Annotated in this window: 22 protein-coding genes and 7 tRNA genes; 2 read left to right on the top strand and 27 right to left on the bottom strand. The window is 37.8% G+C overall.

The window, feature by feature from the left end; genetic code table 11:
* Positions 1-58 precede the first annotated feature (58 nt).
* From F1560_RS20805 to F1560_RS20860, 12 genes are all read right to left on the bottom strand, one after another.
* Positions 59-268, bottom strand: a complete 210-nt coding sequence (locus F1560_RS20805; protein ID WP_149476541.1) for a hypothetical protein — start codon at positions 266-268, stop codon at positions 59-61.
* A gap of 58 nt (positions 269-326) precedes the next feature.
* Complete coding sequence (locus F1560_RS20810) at positions 327-1,682, bottom strand: NAD(P)/FAD-dependent oxidoreductase (RefSeq protein WP_149476542.1); 1,356 nt, start codon at positions 1,680-1,682, stop codon at positions 327-329.
* An 89-nt stretch (positions 1,683-1,771) separates the two neighbouring features.
* Complete coding sequence (locus F1560_RS20815; protein WP_149476543.1) at positions 1,772-2,272, bottom strand: arsinothricin resistance N-acetyltransferase ArsN1 family A; 501 nt, start codon at positions 2,270-2,272, stop codon at positions 1,772-1,774.
* A 67-nt stretch (positions 2,273-2,339) separates the two neighbouring features.
* Complete coding sequence (locus F1560_RS20820) at positions 2,340-2,801, bottom strand: MarR family winged helix-turn-helix transcriptional regulator (protein WP_149476544.1); 462 nt, start codon at positions 2,799-2,801, stop codon at positions 2,340-2,342.
* 541 nt (positions 2,802-3,342) lie between these two features.
* Positions 3,343-3,426, bottom strand: a tRNA-Leu gene (locus F1560_RS20825).
* Between the two features lie 40 nt (positions 3,427-3,466).
* A tRNA-Lys gene (locus F1560_RS20830) sits at positions 3,467-3,542 on the bottom strand.
* Positions 3,543-3,656: 114 nt separating this feature from the next.
* Positions 3,657-3,731 (bottom strand) — tRNA-Gln (locus F1560_RS20835).
* 5 nt (positions 3,732-3,736) lie between these two features.
* Positions 3,737-3,813: transfer RNA gene (locus tag F1560_RS20840), tRNA-Asp, on the bottom strand.
* A 24-nt stretch (positions 3,814-3,837) separates the two neighbouring features.
* Positions 3,838-3,909: transfer RNA gene (locus tag F1560_RS20845), tRNA-Glu, on the bottom strand.
* A gap of 9 nt (positions 3,910-3,918) precedes the next feature.
* A tRNA-Ser gene (locus F1560_RS20850) sits at positions 3,919-4,009 on the bottom strand.
* A 3-nt stretch (positions 4,010-4,012) separates the two neighbouring features.
* Positions 4,013-4,087: transfer RNA gene (locus F1560_RS20855), tRNA-Asn, on the bottom strand.
* 346 nt (positions 4,088-4,433) lie between these two features.
* Positions 4,434-4,895, bottom strand: a complete 462-nt coding sequence (locus F1560_RS20860) for a SprT family protein (protein WP_149476584.1) — start codon at positions 4,893-4,895, stop codon at positions 4,434-4,436.
* Between the two features lie 484 nt (positions 4,896-5,379).
* Between F1560_RS20860 and F1560_RS20865 the strand changes: the two genes are divergently transcribed.
* The gene (locus F1560_RS20865) at positions 5,380-6,873 is read left to right on the top strand and encodes a catalase (RefSeq protein ID WP_149476545.1); all 1,494 of its coding nucleotides are present in this window, start codon (positions 5,380-5,382) and stop codon (positions 6,871-6,873) included.
* A 38-nt stretch (positions 6,874-6,911) separates the two neighbouring features.
* Here F1560_RS20865 and F1560_RS20870 read toward each other — a convergent pair whose 3' ends face one another.
* From F1560_RS20870 to acpS, 14 genes are all read right to left on the bottom strand, one after another.
* Complete coding sequence (locus F1560_RS20870; RefSeq protein WP_149476546.1) at positions 6,912-9,083, bottom strand: Tex family protein; 2,172 nt, start codon at positions 9,081-9,083, stop codon at positions 6,912-6,914.
* 119 nt (positions 9,084-9,202) lie between these two features.
* Positions 9,203-9,820: a SpoIIE family protein phosphatase gene (locus F1560_RS20875; RefSeq protein ID WP_149476547.1), complete on the bottom strand. Its 618-nt coding sequence runs from the start codon at positions 9,818-9,820 to the stop codon at positions 9,203-9,205.
* Positions 9,817-10,608 carry an RNA polymerase sigma factor SigB gene (gene sigB / locus F1560_RS20880; protein ID WP_149476548.1) on the bottom strand — a complete coding sequence of 264 codons (792 nt, stop codon included), beginning with the start codon at positions 10,606-10,608 and terminating at the stop codon, positions 9,817-9,819. The genes F1560_RS20875 and sigB overlap by 4 nt, the downstream gene beginning before the upstream one ends.
* The gene (gene rsbW, locus F1560_RS20885) at positions 10,580-11,056 is read right to left on the bottom strand and encodes an anti-sigma B factor RsbW (protein ID WP_149476549.1); all 477 of its coding nucleotides are present in this window, start codon (positions 11,054-11,056) and stop codon (positions 10,580-10,582) included. The genes sigB and rsbW overlap by 29 nt, the downstream gene beginning before the upstream one ends.
* Entirely contained in the window at positions 11,056-11,388 is a 333-nt protein-coding gene (locus F1560_RS20890; RefSeq protein WP_149476550.1) for an STAS domain-containing protein, read from the bottom strand. The genes rsbW and F1560_RS20890 overlap by 1 nt, the downstream gene beginning before the upstream one ends.
* Before the next feature lie 119 nt (positions 11,389-11,507).
* On the bottom strand, positions 11,508-12,521 hold the full coding sequence (locus tag F1560_RS20895) for a PP2C family protein-serine/threonine phosphatase (RefSeq protein WP_149476551.1): 1,014 nt from the start codon (positions 12,519-12,521) through the stop codon (positions 11,508-11,510).
* Between the two features lie 103 nt (positions 12,522-12,624).
* Complete coding sequence (locus tag F1560_RS20900; protein WP_149476552.1) at positions 12,625-13,026, bottom strand: anti-sigma regulatory factor; 402 nt, start codon at positions 13,024-13,026, stop codon at positions 12,625-12,627.
* Between the two features lie 2 nt (positions 13,027-13,028).
* Positions 13,029-13,385 carry an STAS domain-containing protein gene (locus F1560_RS20905; protein ID WP_095311891.1) on the bottom strand — a complete coding sequence of 119 codons (357 nt, stop codon included), beginning with the start codon at positions 13,383-13,385 and terminating at the stop codon, positions 13,029-13,031.
* Between the two features lie 5 nt (positions 13,386-13,390).
* Positions 13,391-14,254: an RsbT co-antagonist protein RsbRA gene (locus tag F1560_RS20910; protein WP_149476553.1), complete on the bottom strand. Its 864-nt coding sequence runs from the start codon at positions 14,252-14,254 to the stop codon at positions 13,391-13,393.
* Between the two features lie 278 nt (positions 14,255-14,532).
* The gene (locus tag F1560_RS20915; RefSeq protein ID WP_095311886.1) at positions 14,533-14,895 is read right to left on the bottom strand and encodes a type II toxin-antitoxin system PemK/MazF family toxin; all 363 of its coding nucleotides are present in this window, start codon (positions 14,893-14,895) and stop codon (positions 14,533-14,535) included.
* 4 nt (positions 14,896-14,899) lie between these two features.
* Entirely contained in the window at positions 14,900-15,184 is a 285-nt protein-coding gene (locus tag F1560_RS20920) for a CopG family ribbon-helix-helix protein (protein ID WP_095311884.1), read from the bottom strand.
* A gap of 325 nt (positions 15,185-15,509) precedes the next feature.
* Positions 15,510-16,541, bottom strand: coding sequence for a LolA family protein (locus F1560_RS20925; protein ID WP_149476554.1), 1,032 nt, complete (start codon positions 16,539-16,541; stop codon positions 15,510-15,512).
* A 40-nt stretch (positions 16,542-16,581) separates the two neighbouring features.
* Positions 16,582-18,111 (bottom strand): NAD(P)H-hydrate dehydratase, encoded by a 1,530-nt coding sequence (locus tag F1560_RS20930; RefSeq protein WP_149476555.1) that lies wholly within the window; start codon positions 18,109-18,111, stop codon positions 16,582-16,584.
* Positions 18,112-18,178: 67 nt separating this feature from the next.
* Positions 18,179-18,538: a holo-ACP synthase gene (gene acpS, locus F1560_RS20935; RefSeq protein ID WP_149476585.1), complete on the bottom strand. Its 360-nt coding sequence runs from the start codon at positions 18,536-18,538 to the stop codon at positions 18,179-18,181.
* A 479-nt stretch (positions 18,539-19,017) separates the two neighbouring features.
* Between acpS and F1560_RS20940 the strand changes: the two genes are divergently transcribed.
* Entirely contained in the window at positions 19,018-19,782 is a 765-nt protein-coding gene (locus F1560_RS20940; RefSeq protein WP_149476556.1) for a rhomboid family intramembrane serine protease, read from the top strand.
* A 78-nt stretch (positions 19,783-19,860) separates the two neighbouring features.
* On the opposite strand, the gene F1560_RS20945 is transcribed toward F1560_RS20940, so the two are convergent.
* Positions 19,861-21,011: PH domain-containing protein (locus tag F1560_RS20945; RefSeq protein WP_187773789.1), on the bottom strand; the 1,151-nt coding region annotated here is incomplete at its 5' end.

The raw sequence follows: 21,011 nt of genomic DNA on the forward strand, positions 1-21,011 counted from the left end.
CAGATAGTCACATAATTATATAACTATTAGCTTATATATTCAAGTAAAAAAAACGATTTCACTTCTTTATTTTCTCTTGTAAATCCTCATAAGCATTGATAAATTGGTCGAAGGAATTATTACCTAGCGTTTTTTCATCTTTTCGAAATAGACGTGCAAACGTGATTTCCTTTGCTCTTTCTAAGTTACATTGTCTACTATTCATTATTAAAGAAAGACATGCAACAAAGTATTCTTTACTTAAATTACCACCATTATTAATGACCATTAATGTTACCTCCCAAAAAAGGAAAAGTTTATTCAACCCTCCCTTTTGATTTCAAAATTTAGCAGCATGAATTTGAACTACAGGATTCTTCTTTAACATTCGTACTACATACTCCCGTTTCGGGTAATTCTAACTCAATCTTCTCAGAGGTCTCATAATCACCTGATAAATATGCCACTATAGACCGAACCTGTTCGTATCCTGTCGCCATTAAAAACGTGGGTGCTCGACCATAACTTTTGGCTCCAACAATATAAAAATCTTTTTCTGGTTGCCGTAATTCCTTTTCTCCATGGGGACGTACCGTTCCACAACTATGAATATTAGGATCAATTAATGGCGCAAGAGCCTTAGCACTTTCTGTTGCTGTATCAATACTAATCCTTACTTCCCGAAGGATTGAAAGGTCTGGACGATTCCCTGTATTGACAATCATCTCATCTATATCTGAAAAAGTTTTTAAGCACCCTTCAGTTTCTCCAACTAGCTCAATTTTGCCATTATCCCCTTTAACATATTGAATTCTAAAAGGTGTAAGAACACGAACTACGCCCGAATCCACTAATTTGTGTATGTGACTTCCTAATTCACCTCTCGCCTCGAGAGCATCCAGTTCCTCGCCTCCATAAGCCTCTTCAACCCTCCCTTTTCTCAAAACCCATACTATTTCTGTTGTTGGATATTCTTCTTTTAACTTTGCTAACTCTAATAAAGAATTAATGGCAGAATGCCCGCCTCCAATAACTGCAACACGCTTATTTAGATAACGACGTTTATTTTTTTTAAGAATATCAGGGATGCCATAGAAAACTTGATTTTTTATTTCTTCCTCCTCTTTTAACCAAATGCCGTTTGAGTTTGCTGGATTTGGATTCCGCCACGTTCCTGTTGCATCAATAACTGCTCTTGCTTCAAATTGTTTAAATTCACTATTCTTCTTTGCATAAATGACAAACGGTTGTTTTTCTCGATTTGCCGTTTTCATTTTATCCATATTTTTTCGACTAATTGAAAGAACTTTTGTGTTAACATACAATGAATTTTTAATTTCAGGAGAATTTCCTAATGGCTTTAAATATTGATCAACTAAGCCTTTCCCGGTAGGTAATTCATTTAAGTCTGGCTCCTTCCAATCTTGTTTTTTAAGAAGTTTAGATGCCATCTTGTCAATATTATATCTCCAAGGAGAAAATAATCGAACATGACCCCATGTTAGGATATTCTCCCCCACTTGAGACCCTGACTCAAAAATAATAAATGATTGCCCATATCTAGCTAAATGTGCTGCCGCTGCAAGACCTACTGGTCCCGCACCAATGATTGCAATAGGTAATTGTTTATTTTCACCTTTATTATTTTTTTTCAATTTTTCTTCAGCTTGACAACATATTGTTTTGATTTCCATTTGTTCCATTTTTATCTTTCCTCTCTCATTAAATTTTTTTAAGAAGACTACTTCGACTGTAATTCAGATATTTGCTGTATGTAAAATCCACGTATAGATTAACTATCCGAACCTAATATTTTTTCCATCGCCATAACATCTACAAATTCACCGTTAAGAATTCCCTGATTCTTAAATACTCCAACTTGACGATACTGCAATTTATTATATAAACCTTGACCTAAGGGGTTAAATGGGAATGTAAATAAAACCAACTTATAAAAATCAAGATTAATTGCTTCTATTTCAAGTTGTTTTAGCAACTTTTGCCCTACCCCTCTCCCCCTAAAATCACGATGGATATACACAGATATTTCCCCTACTCCCTTATAGGCATCTCTAGTATTATAAGGGCTTATGGATGCCCAGCCGACGATGTTTTTTTCTTCATTCTCTGCGACTATTCCAACGTATCTCCCTTGAAAACGAAGAAACCAAGAATGGATATATTCTTCATCTTTCGTTGTAGTTTCAAGTGTGGCAATCCGATCCTCTATTCCTTGATTATAAATTTCAAGGACTTTCATCAAGTCATTCACTTCGACCTCTCTAATAATCATTGGTTATACCCCTTTAATTGTTAATATCAACACTTGATAAAGTCAATTGTTATTCATAAGGAAACCACTATTTAATAGTGGTACAACAACCAGACCCACCATTCACCTTCATGGCACTTAATAAGATCTGCAAACTATCTATAACCTGATTCTTTTTATCATTTGGAATAAATTCTAAAATTTGTCCAATGTATTTATTCATTTCACCAGAGATCTCTTTTGCCTTTACTTGCCCTTCTTCAGTAAGTGATAAAACAACATAACGTCTATCGTTAGGGTCAGGGATTCGAGAGACATACCCTAATTCCACCACTTTATTGATTTGCCTACTTAGCATTCCAGTATCCATAGATAATTTCTCAGCCAGATCAATTAAGGAAATACGAGGATTTTTATCTAGTTCATATATAATGTGACTTTGCAGGACTGTTATTCCGCAACATTCTGAACCCTCCCGCTGTAATAAACCAAAATCTCGAACCAAGTGTTGAAGAATTTCTCTAATCTCTAATGCTTCTGTATAACTCATCTTTTCAGTCACCTCAAAACAGATGATACCTTCAATAATTGCTTTTGTCAATTATTGAATTTAAAATTATTTTTAGATTCCACCATCCAGAAGAATATCATCTGAATTCAACTAATAGTACTTATTACAAAAAAACCGGAAAGTAACTCTTGAAATCTTTAGAGATTGAGAAAGACCTTGGCTATGCATGAATAAAATAATAAACTCATCAATTAAAGATTTAAGGCGCTCTGAAGACGTTTTGTTAATACATCATAGTTTTGTATACGTTCATTATTAAAGTGCTTAGACACAGCTCTATTGAGACGACAATCGATGTATATGGTCACTCATTCCCTAACAACAAAAGATATTTCAGATAAACATGCCGATTTGTTTAAAACACGAACATTATAGTGTAATTAGATTATTTCCATTTACTTACATGGAGTAAAACTGGAGTAACAGCAATCAAAAAAAGCACCCATTCACATTAGAAATAAGTGCATAAAAAAATACCAATAGGCTTAAAACCCTTGGTATTACTGCTTTTGAAATATGATGCGGTCGAGAGGACTTGAACCTCCACGGGTTATTCACCCACTAGGCCCTCAACCTAGCGCGTCTGCCATTCCGCCACGACCGCAAAGTCAAAATAATTAATGGAACAAAAAATCTTTTATAAATGGTGAGCCATGAAGGATTCGAACCTTCGACCCTTTGATTAAAAGTCAAATGCTCTACCGACTGAGCTAATGGCTCATATCTAGAAACTTCCTTCTCTATCTGGAACTAATAACATACACTTATAATAGATAGGAATAAAAAAATACTATTTAAGTAAATAGTATTAACTTCTTCTTTTATAAATAAAATTGGCTGGGCCACTAGGATTCGAACCTAGGGTACACGGGATCAAAACCCGATGCCTTACCGCTTGGCTATGGCCCAACTAATGGCGGTCCGGACGGGACTCGAACCCGCGACCTCCTGCGTGACAGGCAGGCATTCTAACCAACTGAACTACCGGACCGGATATTTTATTTTAAAGAATTGATGACCCGTACGGGATTCGAACCCGTGTTACCGCCGTGAAAGGGCGGTGTCTTAACCGCTTGACCAACGGGCCATTTTACAATGGCGGAGAAGGAGGGATTTGAACCCTCGCGCCGCTTACACGACCTACACCCTTAGCAGGGGCGCCTCTTCAGCCACTTGAGTACTTCTCCGAATGGCTCCACAGGTAGGATTCGAACCTACGACCGATCGGTTAACAGCCGATTGCTCTACCACTGAGCTACTGTGGAATAATAATATTATTTTTATGTACTTCACTGTTTTACATTATCTTTACTCTTTAAAAGGACCAATCCCGCTTAAGAGGAACTTAAATGAATAATTACAGCGACGTTGAATATCATACAATAACCTTATTTAGTTGTCAAGGTCTATCTAAAAAAGTTTTTTTCGCGTTTAAAAGCTAACTTATTAGCTTATTTAATTTAACATGGAAGACATATTTCGTCAATGCATTATTTTGTTTTTTTACAAAATCAAACAAAATCTTTTTTGGAGATTAGAAAGGTATAAAGCTTACTTATTTGCAAAGTACAATGATGGCATTCACAAATAAGCAAATCCCACGTTTTCTTTTTATTTAATAGAAGTATACGCTAAAACTCCGCGGCACTTACCACATCTATATTTTTGTAAATTAATACGTCTTTTTCTTTCATAAACCTGGTCACATTTATTACATCTATACACATGTTTGTAGCTTTCTTTATTTGAAGGTAATGGGTTGCAGTACCTGGGAGAACCAGTTTGTTTCAGTAATTTCCTGAAATCTGCATCCCGGTGTCGATAACCTTTCCCTTCTATATGAAGGTGATAATGACATAGTTCATGTTTAATGATACCAATAAATTCAGCTTCATCCATCTCCACCGCATACTTCGGGTTCAATTCTATCACCCTTTTCGCAGGGATGTATCTACCACCTGTTGTTCTTAGCCGTTGGTTGAATCGTACATCATCGATGAAAGGTTTATAAAAATAAGTAATCGAGAGTTCATTAACTAATTCATATAATTCCTTTTCATTTAATAATTCCATTTGCATAACTACTTTCTCTTAGATAATAAGACAATTTATTTGTCTTTTAATTCTAGCATAATCTAACAAACAAATAATGCCGTTTTTTTCGCAAGACAGCAATTTCTGTAACTCTACTATAATATATAAGTAAAATAAGGTATTCGTCAAAAATTTTGTCAATACCGATCTTTCTAATAATAACTATTAGATTAAACCTCGTTTAGAGTACCTTTCCCTAACTAATGAAGGCTCTCCTTTCTCATTTAATGAATATAAATGATAATATTTACGTTTAAAGAATATTGATCATCGTTCTAAAGATTCGTCCACAATATCCATATCTAAACAATTTTTTATTCTATGTTATCTTAAATTTTACAAGGATTAAACCCTGTTTAACGCATATAAACCATGTTTATCTAACAAACTATATTTATAGTAATCTGGTAATGATTGTGATATTATAATTATTGTATTTAACAATTTAGGAGGGATATTTGTTATGAGTGAAGAAAATCAAAGTAAAAAGAAAATGACGACCGCTTTCGGTGCTCCAGTACCTAATGATGATGATTCAAAAACAGCTGGTCCTAGAGGGCCACTATTAATGGAAGACTTTTGGTTCCTTGAAAAGCTTGCACATTTTGATAGGGAAGTAATTCCTGAACGCCGTATGCATGCTAAAGGATCTGGTGCATATGGAACATTAACTATCACAAATGACATCACGAAATACACGAAGGCAAATATTTTCTCTGAGGTCGGAAAGAAAACAGATATGTTTATACGTTTCTCAACAGTTGCAGGCGAGCGTGGTGCAGCTGACGCAGAGCGCGACATTCGTGGAACAGCTATGAAATTCTATACTGAGGAAGGAAACTGGGATCTTGTTGGAAATAACACACCTGTATTCTTTATGAGAGACCCTAAACGTTTCCCTGACTTAAACCATGTTGTTAAGCGTGATCCAAGAACGAACATGCATAACCCACAATCCAACTGGGATTTTTGGACCGGATTGCCTGAGGCATTACACCAAGTAACCGTCGTTATGTCTGACCGCGGTATCCCTAAAACATATCGTAATATGAACTTATTTGGAAGCCATGCATACAGCTTGTACAACGCAGACAACGAACGTGTTTGGGTTAAATTCCACTTCTACACAGAACAAGGGATCGAAAACTTAACTGACCAAGAATCAGAAGAGTTAATTGGTAAAGATCGTGAAAGTCACCAAAAAGATCTATTTGAGGCAATTGAACATGGTGATTTCCCTAAATGGAAAATGTACATCCAAGTAATGACAGATGAACAGGCTAAGAACATGCCTTATAATCCATTTGATTTAACAAAAGTATGGTATAAAGGTGATTTCCCACTAATTGAAGTTGGTGAATTAGAGCTTAACCGTAACCCACAAAACTATTTTGAAGAAGTTGAACAAGCTGCTTTTGCTCCTACAAACATTGTACCTGGTATTGGTTTCTCACCAGATAAAATGTTACAAGGAAGACTATTCTCTTACGGCGATGCTCAACGTTACCGTCTTGGCGTTAACCATTGGCAAATTCCTGTAAACTATCCGAAAAACGCTAAAAACTTCAACCCGTACCATCGAGATGGAGCGATGCGAATTCATCCATACGGTGATAAAGTTTCTTACAGCCCGAATAGTTACGGAGAATGGCAAGATAGCAAGGAACATCAAGAGCCTGCATTACAACTTGGTGGCGATGCGAATTACTGGGATTTCCGTGAAGATGATGACCTATACTTTGAACAGCCAGGTAAATTATTCAGACTTCAAAGCCCAGAAGCACAACAAAGACTATTTGAAAACACTGCTAGAAATATGCAAGGTACAACAAAAGAAATTCAACTTAGACATATTAATAACTGCTACAAAGCTGACCCAGCATATGGTGAAGGTGTAGCAAACGCACTTGGCATCTCTTTAAGTGAAGTAGAAGCAGCAAGTGAATTAGAAAACTAATAAAAAACGTTCCTAAATTCTAGGAACGTTTTTTACGTTTATTTCTCGCTTTTCACCATCGTCAAAGCAATTCTACCTTTATTGACATCAACTTGCTCCACCCAGACTGTCACGACATCTCCTACAGAAGCAATATCCATTGGGTGCTTCACAAACTTATTTGCCATTTTCGAAATATGAACAAGACCATCTTGTTTAACACCGATATCTACAAACACACCGAAATCAACTACGTTTCTAACAGTTCCTTGCATTTCCATACCTGCTTGCAGATCCTCAAGGGCAATGACATTTTGCTTTAGTAACGGCTGCGGAAAGTCGTCACGCGGATCACGCTCGGGTCTACTTAAGGCGTCCATCATATCAATCAATGTAGGAACTCCAATTTCTAAGCTCTCTGCAGTTTCTGTTTTATCCAATCCGTTCATCTTTGATCGGAGTTTCTCCGTACCAATATCGGCAAGCTCACAACCAATCATTTTAAGTAGTTTTTTTGTATGTGTATACACTTCCGGGTGAATTGGCGTTCGATCTAACGGATTATCCCCATCAATAATCCGTAAGAAACCAATTCCCTGTTCATACGTTTTTGCCCCTAGTCGAGGAATTTTCTTCAATTGTTTACGGTCAGTAAATTTTCCTTCTTCATTTCGCTGTTTTACGATATTCAGAGCGACTGTTTTACTTAATCCCGCAACATATTGCAATAAAGATGCAGACGCTGTATTCACATTAACCCCAACTTGGTTAACAGCTGTTTCTACAACAAAGCTCAATGATTCATTAAGGGACTTCTGGCTAACATCATGCTGGTATTGTCCAACACCAATTGATTTCGGATCTATTTTTACTAGCTCTGCTAATGGATCCTGAACACGACGTGCGATTGATACCGCACTTCTCTCCTCCACTTGAAAGTCTGGAAATTCTTCACGCGCTAATGAAGAAGCAGAGTATACACTTGCTCCCGCTTCATTCACAATAATATAAGGAATGCTTAAGCTGTTATTCGTGATGACATCGGAAATAAATTGCTCTGTTTCACGAGATGCAGTTCCATTTCCAATGGCGATAAGCTCTACTCCATATTTACGAATAATGCTCATCACTATTTTTTCTGCCCCTACAACGTCATTTCTTGGTGCGGTCGGGTACATAACACCGACCTCGTGAACCTTACCAGTCTCATCGACAACTGCCAACTTACAGCCCGTTCGAAATGCAGGGTCAACACCAAGCACGGTTCTACCCTTAAGCGGCGGCTGAAGCAACAAGTTTTTGAGATTCACGGAAAAAACCTCAATTGCTTGATCTTCCGCTTTTTCGGTTAAGCTATTACGAATTTCTCTTTCAATCGATGGCTGAATTAATCGCTTATAGCTATCTTCAATAGCTGCTTGTAAAATAGCAACTAATTCTGGAGAAGCAGATCGCCTAATCACTTTATTTTGCAAAAATTGGATGACCCGTTCTGCCGGTGCCTCAATCACGACTCTTAGAACATCCTCTTTCTCCCCACGATTCAAAGCTAAGATACGGTGTGATACAAGGGAACGGACAGCTTCACTGTATGTATAATACATCTCATAAACGCCTTTTTCATCTTTATCGGCATTTTTTACTTCGGCCTGGATGGTAGCCCGTTTAAATGTTTCTTCACGAATGTAGTCACGGTATGCAGCATCATCTGAAATCCATTCCGCAATAATATCATTAACTCCACCTAGCACGTCTTCTTGCGTATGTAATTCATGCTCCTCTGAAAGATACTTCGCAACCTCTTGCTCCTGATTGAAAGGCGCTTGCTTCCAGATCAACTCTGCTAAAGGCTCTAATCCTTTCTCCTTCGCAATCGTAGCTTTCGTTCGGCGTTTTTGTTTGTATGGTCGATACAAATCCTCGACACGCTGTAATTGTGTAGCTTGCTTGATTTCTTTTTCCAGTTCTTCTGTTAATTTCCCTTGCTCTTCAATAATACGAAGAACCTCTTGCTTTCTCTCCGAGAGATTAACAGCATAGTGCCATTTATCTTGTACAGCTTTTATTTGTACCTCATCTAGTCCACCTGTTACTTCTTTACGATATCTCGCAATAAAAGGCACTGTATTGCCCTCATCTAATAGTTCGATTACTTTTTTTATTATTATTGTATTCACTTCTGTTTCCTTAGAAACCCATTTTATAAGATTGTTATCTAACTGATCTGTCACACTTGTTCCTCCTTCGTATACCTTTTTATTTTATCAAAAAAAGGGTTGAATTCCTAATTGACTTCTTCATGGAGACCTTAATCATTTCTTGGTGTAACAAAAAAAGCTGACTCTATCTATTAGTCAGCCGAAGATGGTTTCTCTGATTTATATCTTACTGCAATTAACGTCGTATCGTCCATTCTGATTTTATCGCTTGTCTGTTCGTATGCTTTTGTAATACATCGAACATCTTTATTCATAAAAAAGCGTTGTGATAATTCTTTATCCAGTACCCCATCCGAAAAAATAATAAAGGTCATCTCAGGTTCAAGCCTTTGCGTCATCACTTTAAACGGCCGATGGTACCCCGCCAAATATCCCGCATTCGGGATATTTCGCTTCTTTTTTTTATCCTTTGTAATCGACATAATACCAATGTTACCAATGGAAGAAAAAGCAGATGTTTGCGTACCATAATCCATCCTTAAAATCCCTAGAACAACCCCACGCTTTCCGAGTAATCTAGCATTACAAACTTTAACTAATTCTTCCACTGTTGCTCCAATATTATTTTGGATAATATCGATAACAATCTGTGAAGATTCTTTTGCAAATTCACCACTACCTAAACCATCTGCTAGCGCACAAACAAATTCATTTTCCGTTTCTATATAAAAATAACTATCGCCACAATGATAATTTCCTTTTTTTGCTTTCTGAAAAACAGACACCTCGACTTTACTTCCCACGGTCAATCAAAAACCTCCGTACTATCAGACTGAATTGCTTCACGCAGCTTTCTCAAGGAACGCCTTTGCAGTCTGGAAACATGCATTTGGGAAATTCCCAACAACTCACCAGTTTCTTTCTGGCTCATATTTTTAAAATACGTACATTCAAGTATCTGTTGTTCACGTTCTGACAAAATCGGAAAAATTTTCTCGATCAACATTTTCTGATCAATATTGTCGTACCCCGTTTCGTCATTTCCTACTAAATCTAATATGGCGACAGAGCTCCCATCTGAATCTGCTTCAATTTTCCGATCAACAGACAGTGCCTTATAACTTTTACTCATTTCCATCGTTTCCAGTATTTCCTCTTCAGACGCATCCAAATAATCAGCAATTTCATGTACAGTTGGAGACTTCTGATTCATTGTTGTTAATTCATCTACTGCTTTTTTTATTTTTGGTCCCAATTCTTTTATACGACGAGGTACATGAACGCTCCATGTCTTATCACGAATAAATCGTTTGATTTCACCAATGATTGTCGGGATTGCAAAGGATTCGAATGACTTACCAAATGTTGGGTCATACCTTCTGACAGCAGCCAACAATCCAATCATCCCTACTTGTACCAAATCTTCATGAATCGCACTATTCTTGGAATACTTTCTAGCAATGGAACTTACTAAATCCTTATAAGTTAGCACAATTTTCTCTTGAATCTCCTCATTTTTTGGCTCTTTTTGGAGATATTCAATCCATTGGTAAACCTCGTCTCTTCCTCTATTGTGTGGTTGAGACTTGGTCGCCATCAAAATCCACCTCTTTTTCGCTAAGGTACTTTTTCATTAATACTATAACACCATAGTTATTATTAATTTGCACCTCATCCATTAAAGCTTCGATTAAAAATAATCCAAAACCGCCTTCTCTAAGGGTTTCAATAGGCTCATCCGGTTCATATGGCCCAATCTCTTCTCTCACCTTTTGCATATTAAAGCTATTTCCACGATCTGCAATCATAATTTCCAAACGGTCGTCATAAATCCCAAAACCAACCGTAATCTCTCCTTGGCCTGTTTCCTCATAGGCATGTGTAACAGCATTCGTTATCGCTTCTGAAACTGCGACTTTTAAATCTTCAATATCCTCATAGGAAAAACCCATTCTATTTGCAATTCCCGACATTGTCAAACGAACAACGCCTACATATTCAGCCTCTGCAGGAATCTTTAACTCGACAAAATCAAACCTTTCCATCACTCGTTGCCACCTCGAATCGCCGCTCTAATCGTGATTACTTCATCCAATCCTGTAATCTTAAAAATACGAAATACACGGTCTTGTAAATTTAATAATGTTAACGTGCTATTATTTTCCTTCGTAGACTTTAAAGCACTAACAAAAACTCCTAATCCCGTGCTATCCATATACGTAACCTTTTCCAAATTGACTTCTACTTTATTATTTTCCTTTTTCGTTAAGGGAAGTAGAGATTCCTTTAATTTTGGCGCAGTATAAGCGTCTATTTCACCCGAGACATTCAAAACAGACTTTTCATTTTCTTCAACTACATTTACTGTTAAATTCATGGTTTACCTCCCATACGTCTATCACTATGTAAAACATCAAGGTCTCTAGTCGACATTGATTAGTTGATAGAACTACCATTTTTCTTCATGACTATTGTATTACCCGTTATTTTATAAAGCTAAACCTTTTTTCGTAGAATAAGTAATGTAAAGTCGTCTCGCAACTGAAAATCCTGTAACCGTTCAAAATGCTTATACACATTATCTACCATTTCTTGAGCAGGTAAATAGGCATATTTTCTAATGATGCTAAGTATCTCCTGACTTTCAATAAATCGTTCTCCGTCTCGGCATTCCGTGACACCATCGGTCAACAAAATAATCATATCATTTTTTTCAATTATTAATTCATACTCCTTATATTCCGTGTCAGGAGATACGCCTAGAACTAGACCTTTTGCTTTGATTTCCTTAAAGGTATCATTTTTTGCACAATAATAATAGCCCGGTTCATGCCCAGCTGATGAATAACGAAGCTTTTGTTCCGACGGTATGTATTGAGCGTAGCACATCGTAATAAACATGCTTGGGTCAACATTTCTTTCTACAACCCGGTTCAAATTCTTTAATATTGATTTCGGACTCATTGATTCCTCTGGATAACTGTCCATAGCGTATTTAATCATCGACATACATAAGGCAGCAGGTATTCCTTTCCCGATGACATCTGCAATTGCGATTCCTAATGAACCATCTGTACCTTTTATAAAATGGTGATAATCTCCATTCATTTGATGAGCTGGTACACTGATTACTCCAATATCTAATCCCTCAATAGATGGCTTCGTTGTTCCTAAAAGTGTTTCTTGCATGCTTGCTGCAACCGAAATTTCTGATTCAAGTACATGCTTCTCTTCCCGAAGCATTTGAATTTCTTGCATCGCAAGACCGTAAGAAATCATTGCTTCTAGTAAAAAATTCATCGAATGTTTATAATCCTTATTTAGGTTTGTCGACACTTCCTCCATCGCATCAATATGAAGGTTGACAATCTCTTCTGGCAATATATTTTCTTTAATAAAAGCTTTACTGACCTTCTCTACTCCATATAAAGCTCGCTCATCCTGTGTATTCATATAGTTCTTTAATAATTCTTTGTAGGTTGCAGCGTGCAGTTTAATAAGCTCATCCATCTCTATCCCCCTAAAAGCTAAATAACAGGAAGCAATTATTTTTTTATAGTAAAGTAAAGGTGCTTATTAGCCTCGCTAACAAACACCGCCCCCCTTGCTTTTTTTAACGAATCCATTTTGTCGCTTTTATTTTTGTTCCCTCTCCTACTTCCGAACGAATATCGAATTCATCCATCAGCCGCTTAACACCTGGAAGTCCCGCACCAAGCCCCCCCGAAGTTGTAAAACCATCTTGCATAACCTGACTAATATCAGCGATTCCCGGTCCCGAGTCAACTGCAATCATGCATAATCCCCGTCGCTCGATTGTATCGATTATTTCAAAGCAAATTTGCCCTTGTTCGGCATATAAGTATATATTACGAGCTAATTCTGATACCGCAGTTGCAATTCTTGCTTGATCAACTGTGCCAAATCCAAGATCTTTGGCCATTTCGCGACCAAGCTGCCTCGCACCAACGATATCCCACTCTTTATGAATGTTTACACAGGCCTGTGGTTTCATGATTATACCCCCAGTTCCTGTTGCAGCTTAATGAGCCCCTGTTCAAGATCCAATGCTGTAGGTACATTTTTTAAATGAATACCTAAGTCAATTAGTGTCATTGCTACAGCAGGTTGAATACCAGTTAAAACTACTTTCGCCCCCATTAAATCTGACATCGATACTACGTCACCCAATACCTTTGCGATAAATGAATCGATAATTTCAACAGATGTTAAATCAATGACAACACCTGAAGCACCACTTTTATGGATTTTATCTAATAAATCCTCTTGAAATTGTATTGCTGTTTGATCATCTATTTCCGTCTGAATCGAAATAAGTAAATAATTGTGTAGCTTCAGAATCGGAATTCGCATTCATCTCACTCTCCTCGTAAAGAATCCATCATTTTCTCAATGTTATTTTCTTTTACATTAAGGTCTGTCACATGCCTACCTGTTATTTCTAACGCAGTTGAGAATCCCTTCTTTAAGGAACTTTTCGTTGGGAAATTACTTAAATCTATACCTAAGTTTACAATTGTTTGCGCAATTTCTGGCCGAATTCCAACAAGAATACATGTTGCTCCAATCAGTCTAACAGCTTCAGCAGCTTGAATAATATGATGAGCTACCATTGTATCCACAACCGGAACACCTGTAATATCAATTAAAACAACCTCAGAATTATGCTTAATAGCTCCTTCTAGCAGGTTCTCCATAATCAGCTTCGCACGCTCGGTGTCAATTGTACCGATTAACGGCATAATCGTAATGCCTTCCATAACTGGGATTAGCGGTGCAGATAATTCTTGCAATGCTACTCGCTGCAAAGAAACAATGTGTTCCCAGCTCCCCGAGTATTCATTGACTAATTCACGAATCAATGGTTCTACCCAATCATTAACACTTGCTGATAGATTGGTGAAGAAGTTAGAATCTACTTTTTCCGATTGAGTTAGTAGGTATTCGGTAGACACTCTCCTAAATATTTGCAAACCATCTGTAATATAGCTTAATGGCCAACCGAGGTTAATAATTTTTTCCGAGAAATCCTCTACCGCCTTCGTAGAACCTTCATTTCGAATGCTAGTAAAAATAACATTAACAAATTCACGATTTGTGCTTTCATATAATTCGTCTGATATTGTCGCAGTATAGTTGCTATCCTTAAGTGAATCTATTTCTTCCATCCATTTTTGTACAATTGAATCACTGTTATTAATAACTAACTGTTTGAATTCCATCCTCTTCCCCCCATAATCGGCTGATATAATGTTACGAATATTGTTACACGTTCATAATAAATGTGCAAATAATAACAGCACGAATACATCAATAAACTAACAACTATTGTAACATACAAATAATCCTCCAAAAAGTTTTACACAAATCCTTTCCCTTACCCTATCAAGCTTTGCATGCATTCAGTTCAAAATACCTATTCTTGCTTAGTAACAAATCCTTAATAGAACAAATGCCAGAAGCACAAAAAATACCCGTTCTCACGTCGAGAAGGGTATCGTTAATTATTGCTATAAATGTCTTTAAGTCCAAGGCTAATCTCTAAAGCTTGGTTTATTTTAGTCATCATTTCATTATCTAATTTTGTAATTTTATCCGTTAAGCGCTGCTTATCCAACGTTCTGATCTGTTCGAGTAGTATCACCGAGTTGCGGTCAAACCCGTACCGCTTCGCATCGATTTCTACATGAGTAGGCAACTTCGCCTTTTGAATTTGTGCAGTAATTGCTGCGACAATCACCGTGGGACTGAAACGGTTTCCAATATCATTTTGAAGGATCAACACAGGGCGTACGCCTCCCTGTTCTGACCCTACGACAGGGGATAAGTCAGCGAAATATACCTCGCCTCTTTGAACGATCAAATTATTACACCCCGATCACAGAGCGCTCAAGGGTGTTTTCAGCCTCCTCTTCGGCTTGAAAGGCTTCTGAAGCTATCGTTAAATTAATTCGACCCATTTCTTCATATCCACGCTGCATATTTTCGTGGAATCGTTGAATATGCTCCTCTTTCTTGTGGTTTAGATAATTTTGCGTTGCTTTACATATAAAATCGCTTAAATCGCTATTTTCATATTTCATTAATCCATCCACCTCATTCAATAGGTTCTTTGGTAACTTAACTAATATCTCCTGCAAGCTTTCCGACAAAACCATACACCTCCGACAACTGATAAACGATCGATAAAATTCTATTTAATAATAGCATTGAATCCGGCTGATTGCAAAGGGTTCTGGAGATTTCCTAAAAAAAAGCCGTATATTTGTCGTTTAATATCTGTTTAGTCGGGAATACAATAGTGTTTTGACTTTGATGCTGTTAATTCCATACAAAAGCACCCCTGTAATATATATGCGACCGAAGCTATATCATGCCTCCTTTTTAAATTTTGACTTTCTGCTGCTTAATCACGAATAAAGAAACAAAAAAGCAGACCCTCCTCTCCTATGAGCCTGCCAAATGACTGTCATGTTGTTATTTTGCTTCTTGTCCTTGAACAGATTGAGCTACTTGAATCATTTCTTCTTGTGTCAATTCATCGCTTGCCAATTTGAAATCAACGCCATTATAACTCCACTCTATTGTGTTTGAAGAGAGCGCTGCTATCGTATGACCTAAATTCACAATTTCTCCCTGCACCTCCTGTGGCGTTGATAAAGCAGGAGCTGTATGATTTCGCTCTTCTACCAAGGTGAAGTTCTTTTCTCCGTCATAGGTCAAAATAACCCTTTCTCCATCATCCAATGTAACTTCCTTTTTCTCCAAAACTTCTGAACCAGCAGTATATAAAGGATAGTATACGGCTAACTCTTCTGTTTCCGTATCATCTCCTTGGACTTCTGCGGATGTAGTGGCATCCGCATTACTAGCCATGTTTTTTTCCATCGAAAAATCATCATCTTCAAATGCGGGGTCCATATCAAAACTAGAAAAGCTCACTTCAACTAATGCGTTATTATCTTTATCTAAAACCCTCACCATCGTAGGAACATAAGATTTTTTATCAAAATAGATTTCTTGGAAAGGCAAATTACTGTTGCTTTGATAGTTTGTTTTTGTACGGAAAACATAATGCGTATCCGTTGTCTCAAATACTGCTTCGGAATCTTTCATCACATCATTTACAAGTGATTGATAAAGATATGGCTGACTGCTGCTTTCTGGCCATTCTGTTTGGAATTTAAAGCTTTTATCAAGTGCTGGTGTTAGTACAAATACGCCATCATCGTTTTTAAGAATAATTTGTCTCTCATTTTGTTCTACGCTATTTTCCAAAGCTACTCGATAATTATCTTCCTCTTTATACCATACGTCTATATTAAATTTCTGCTCTTCTTGTCCAGTATTCATTGACATTTCTGCTACTGCTTTATACCCTGACATATCTTCTACGTTTTTTTGTAATTGGGAAAGAACATCTTCCTGTGACTTCTCCCCACAAGCAGCTAATACAATTATTAATAAGGCTAAAATCAAAGCCATTCGATACGTAAATATTTTTTTCATCGACATATCTCCCTTGTCTCAATTAACAAAGGGAACAACGTCACTCACGTTTACAAGGAAATGTACGATACACATTTGAAATTCCATCAATAACATCTGTCGCCATCAAATCATAATAAGCATGCTTCTCTTCTACTTGAATGTCTGCAGACTTCCCATGAATAAAACAAGCATTGCATAACGCATCAAACAGTTCTTGTTCCTGCATCATCATGGCAAGTACGATTCCCGTTAACACATCACCAGTTCCTCCTTTTGCAAGGCCTGGATTACCACTAGCTTCCACAGCCTGTCTTCCTTTTGGCGATGTAATGATGGTATGCTTTCCTTTCAAAATAATAAAAACTCCGTAAGCTTCGGCAAGTTTACGCGTATGATGAAAAGGTGCTGATAAAAGATCAGAAATAGAAATACCTAGCAGCATGGCCATTTCACCTGGATGTGGTGTTATGATCGTTGGCATGCTTCTTTGTTTCAACAAAGACAGGTGAGACTTTAGATGATAAATTCCATCTGCATCAATCAGCAGTGGACAGGGTGCATGGTTAAGGAGTTCTGCAACCACATCTCCAGTATCCTTTCTTCTCCCCAATCCAATCCCAATTGCAATTGCATGATAATTGCTTATAGTTAATGCAGGACCACTAGTAATGTAGCCATCCTTCTCAGGGAGGTTCATATACATTGCTTCCGGACAAGTCGCAGCAATCATGGAAATAACCTTTTCCGTTGTCCCAGCCGTTATCAAGCCGGCACCAGTTTTTAACGCGGCCTTCGTAGACATCGCAATCGAACCAGGCATTTCTGAACATCCTCCAATAATAAGACCCCTGCCATGACTTCCTTTATGTGCATGTACAGTTCGAGAGGGGATTGTTTTTCGAAAATTCGACTCTATCCACTGACTTTTAGTTGAATTTTTTCGTAAAACGAGATTCGGTATGCCAATCGGTACGATTTCCCATTGTCCATAATAATCTGCAGTATCTACCAGAAAGGCACTTTCTTTTGCTGCAGCGATAACAAACGTATAGTCCGCTTGAACAGAAGTAAATTCCGTTACTCCTTCATCAGCTGGTAATCCGGATGGTATATCGACTGATATCACACAAGCTTTTGATTGATTAATGATGTGAACAATCTCTTGGATTGGCTCCCTCAACACTCCTTTTACACCAATACCAATTATTGCATCAATTACAAAGCGTACACGTTCCACAATTTTGCATATTGCAGCACGATCAGTAAGATAGCTTACCTCTCCTCCACACTGGATAAACACGCGTTTATGAAAGAGGGCATCACCAGTAATCTTCTCATCCGGAACGACCTGTACAACTTGAACGAAATAACCTTTATCAAGCAATACCCTTGCAATAACAAAACCATCTCCGCCATTATTACCTGCCCCAATAAAAACGCAGACGGGTTCTGTTTCTCCTATCAGCTTTATGACCTTTTCACTTACCGCTCTGCCTGCATTTTCCATCAGTAGTTTTCCTTCAAGTCCAATTTCATTTATCGTGTATTCGTCAATATCGTACATTTCCTTTGCGGTGACAATATACAATTCGTTCCCTCCTACCCGCAGTAAAATATATGAGACAACCCTGCTAATTATGCAATGTATCCGAAGATCATTTCTCTTCTAGGACTACTTGAGCCGCAGCATAATCCCTGCTATGCGTGATGGAAAGGAATATGGTTACATGATCGTATCCCTTCACAGTAATATTTGGAGCACCGTGCTCATCGTTCATTACATCCATATCCTGAAAGCTCAAACGTCCAATTCCGGTTCCAACCGCTTTTGCAAAAGCTTCCTTTGCAGCAAACCTACCGGCGACATATTCCACTTGACGCTTTGGAGATGTAAGTAATACATATGTCTTTTTCTCTTTTTCCGTTAATACCCGGTCGATAAACCTCTTGTTTCTCTCGATACTTTTTTGAATTCTATCCAATTCAATTAAATCCATCCCGATTCCTTTTATCATTTCAACCGTACCCTTCATTCAATTATCTCAATAGTTTTATACACATGTTAGATTGGTCATATTACCTGAATTTCAGTATTATAGTTATAGTAACGTACATAATCAAGTTTCGCACCAATAAGATTGGTCTATGCAGTTAATTGAACTAGACGTATCTTGGTAAGGGCAATGAGTATTATTTTTACAAGATATAAACTGCGATGTAACGTGCAAGATGGATTGTACGTACACCCGCTCCGGAAATACTGGCTCATTAGCTATTACTAACATTGTTTACCGAAACAAAAACGTTGCTCAAACCAGTCCGGGTGAGTCTTCTTACGGAGAGACTGAAGCCGTGTCACGGAAAGCATCCGCCCGAATCGATCCCGGACGACAATTATTGCACAAATTTTCCCAGTAAGTTACGTCGCAGTTTCCTTCAAATGCGATGTTAATCAGCAGCAACAATAATATAATAATATGCAGGGGGACCTACATTGTTTATCCGTAATGAAAGAAGCTTAAAGGAGTTTATTCAGCTATATCCAGTTATTTCTACATTAATTATGATCCATCTCATTCTTTGGCTCATCATCAATTTCCTTCAGCTGCCAATTGGCAGAGAGATTTATCAATGGGGAGTCGGAAGTAATTTCATGATCTACCTTGGTGATTATTGGAGATTCGTTACACCGATATTTTTGCATGGGGATTTAATGCATGCGCTATTTAATTCCTTTTCACTTGCATTATTTGGCCCTGCCTTGGAGCAAATGCTCGGTAAGTTCAAATTTCTTCTCGCTTACTTCGGTGCTGGTATTATCGGCAACATAGCTACTTATATGTTCGAAGACTTTAATTATCTCCATCTCGGTGCTTCTGGAGCTGTATTCGGTTTATTCGGGATATATGCCTTTATGGTTTCGTTTCGAAAGCACCTTATCGATCAAGGAAGTTCTCAAATCGTTATGACGATTCTAATTATCGGATTGGCGATGACCTTCCTGCGCAGCAATATCAATATATACGCACATATTTTCGGTTTCATTGGCGGTTTTGCAATCGCTCCGCTTGTTTTAATAAATGTCCAAAGCTATTCACCTTGGAGGAGAAGGAGATCCCGCTATGATGACGATGACTCTATCCAGTTTGATCCAAATCGTTGGAATAAGAAAAGGAGAATTCCGCCGCGATTAAAGAAAAATATCATTTGGATTGTTTTAGGAATTCTAGTGTTACTGGGAATATTAAGTCGATTTTAATATAGAATCCCAATTAAAAAATCGGTCTAAAGGAAAAATTCCCTTAAGACCGATTTTTTATTTTTATCACTTCTTCAGCTATTCCCGATAGGAGTACCAGTCACTTAACCTATCTGCATGTGCCTCTTCTAGCTCCTTGAGCTTATAATGCTTACCAGTTCCACCTTTCCCAAGAATCGATAGTTTCACCGTTGCAAGAAGCTCTCTTTTCTGTAATGGATATCGTTTTTTCTCAAATGCTTGAATTCGCTTGTGATGAAGGAACATTGTTTTCTTACTAAATCCGCGAATCCGAATAACAATCCGCTCTGGTTCCACAGAGAAACCTCCATCTTTATAGCACATAAACCCAAGCAAGAATGCTACAAACAAGGCAAATATTACAAGCCAGCTAAATTGCGGAAAGAAGTAAATTACCGCTAGCCCGAGTAACAGAACAGGGGTACACGTACGAATCAAGTAGAATTTCATCGCACGTTTCGGTAAAGCTGTTAAGCGCGCTGGTCCCTGCACATAATTCGGCAAAAACTCCTGTAAAAATGGATCGACCTCAGCCTTTTTCATGATTGGAAATAGCACCGTAGAAAAGTCTTCGCCGCTATCTAACGACCCTCCAGCGACCTCGACAAACACGGTTACAAATCCAAATGGCTGCCTGATGATACTTTCCTTTATCCCAACCGCTTGAATTCGCTTTAGAGGAATTGTTAGTTGCTTCTTCTCTAACAATCCTCTTGCTATGAACAACTCATCATCTATCTTTGTAATTGTAAACTTTCCATATTTAATTATTGTCCCGGCAATGCCTAATAACCAAAATATAAATAACACCACGATAGCTAGTCCAATGATAAAGACAATTGCTAACTCACTTACCCAATGAAAAGTCCAATCATAAAAATGACTTGGAATAAATTGCTCCAACTCAGAAAAAGCAAATGCTGCAAACGCCATAATAATACCAGCACTACCCGATGTCACTCCAGTTAGTAAAAGGCGCTTAGGCGTGATTTCACGTGAAGGGTTGACTGATTCCTTTTGCACTTCTATCTCTACATCTGGATGCGATACCTTTTTCCCCTTTAATGCCTTGCGAAGCTTCTCACCATCAGATAGCTTAACAGCATTCAAAGATGCTTCAGCACTCTTTCCACTTCCAGCCGTTTCTATTTGAAGCTTCACCAGTTTAAACATACGATGAATAACACCTGAGGTTAAATCAATCGACT

Origin of the sequence: Oceanobacillus polygoni (assembly GCF_008304605.1) — a bacterium.
GTDB lineage: Bacteria > Bacillota > Bacilli > Bacillales > Amphibacillaceae > Oceanobacillus > Oceanobacillus polygoni.

Bases quoted from the DNA above. Each gene is read 5' to 3' on its own strand.
- F1560_RS20805 (WP_149476541.1), bottom strand. From the start codon at position 268: ATGGTCATTAATAATGGTGGTAATTTAAGTAAAGAATACTTTGTTGCA.
- F1560_RS20810 (WP_149476542.1), bottom strand. From the start codon at position 1,682: ATGGAACAAATGGAAATCAAAACAATATGTTGTCAAGCTGAAGAAAAA.
- F1560_RS20815 (WP_149476543.1), bottom strand. From the start codon at position 2,272: ATGATTATTAGAGAGGTCGAAGTGAATGACTTGATGAAAGTCCTTGAA.
- F1560_RS20820 (WP_149476544.1), bottom strand. From the start codon at position 2,801: ATGAGTTATACAGAAGCATTAGAGATTAGAGAAATTCTTCAACACTTG.
- F1560_RS20860 (WP_149476584.1), bottom strand. From the start codon at position 4,895: ATGGAATTATTAAATGAAAAGGAATTATATGAATTAGTTAATGAACTC.
- F1560_RS20865 (WP_149476545.1), top strand. From the start codon at position 5,380: ATGAGTGAAGAAAATCAAAGTAAAAAGAAAATGACGACCGCTTTCGGT.
- sigB (WP_149476548.1), bottom strand. From the start codon at position 10,608: ATGGCGACCAAGTCTCAACCACACAATAGAGGAAGAGACGAGGTTTAC.
- rsbW (WP_149476549.1), bottom strand. From the start codon at position 11,056: ATGGAAAGGTTTGATTTTGTCGAGTTAAAGATTCCTGCAGAGGCTGAA.
- F1560_RS20890 (WP_149476550.1), bottom strand. From the start codon at position 11,388: ATGAATTTAACAGTAAATGTAGTTGAAGAAAATGAAAAGTCTGTTTTG.
- F1560_RS20895 (WP_149476551.1), bottom strand. From the start codon at position 12,521: ATGGATGAGCTTATTAAACTGCACGCTGCAACCTACAAAGAATTATTA.
- F1560_RS20900 (WP_149476552.1), bottom strand. From the start codon at position 13,026: ATGAAACCACAGGCCTGTGTAAACATTCATAAAGAGTGGGATATCGTT.
- F1560_RS20905 (WP_095311891.1), bottom strand. From the start codon at position 13,385: ATGCGAATTCCGATTCTGAAGCTACACAATTATTTACTTATTTCGATT.
- F1560_RS20910 (WP_149476553.1), bottom strand. From the start codon at position 14,254: ATGGAATTCAAACAGTTAGTTATTAATAACAGTGATTCAATTGTACAA.
- F1560_RS20925 (WP_149476554.1), bottom strand. From the start codon at position 16,541: ATGAAAAAAATATTTACGTATCGAATGGCTTTGATTTTAGCCTTATTA.
- acpS (WP_149476585.1), bottom strand. From the start codon at position 18,538: ATGATAAAAGGAATCGGGATGGATTTAATTGAATTGGATAGAATTCAA.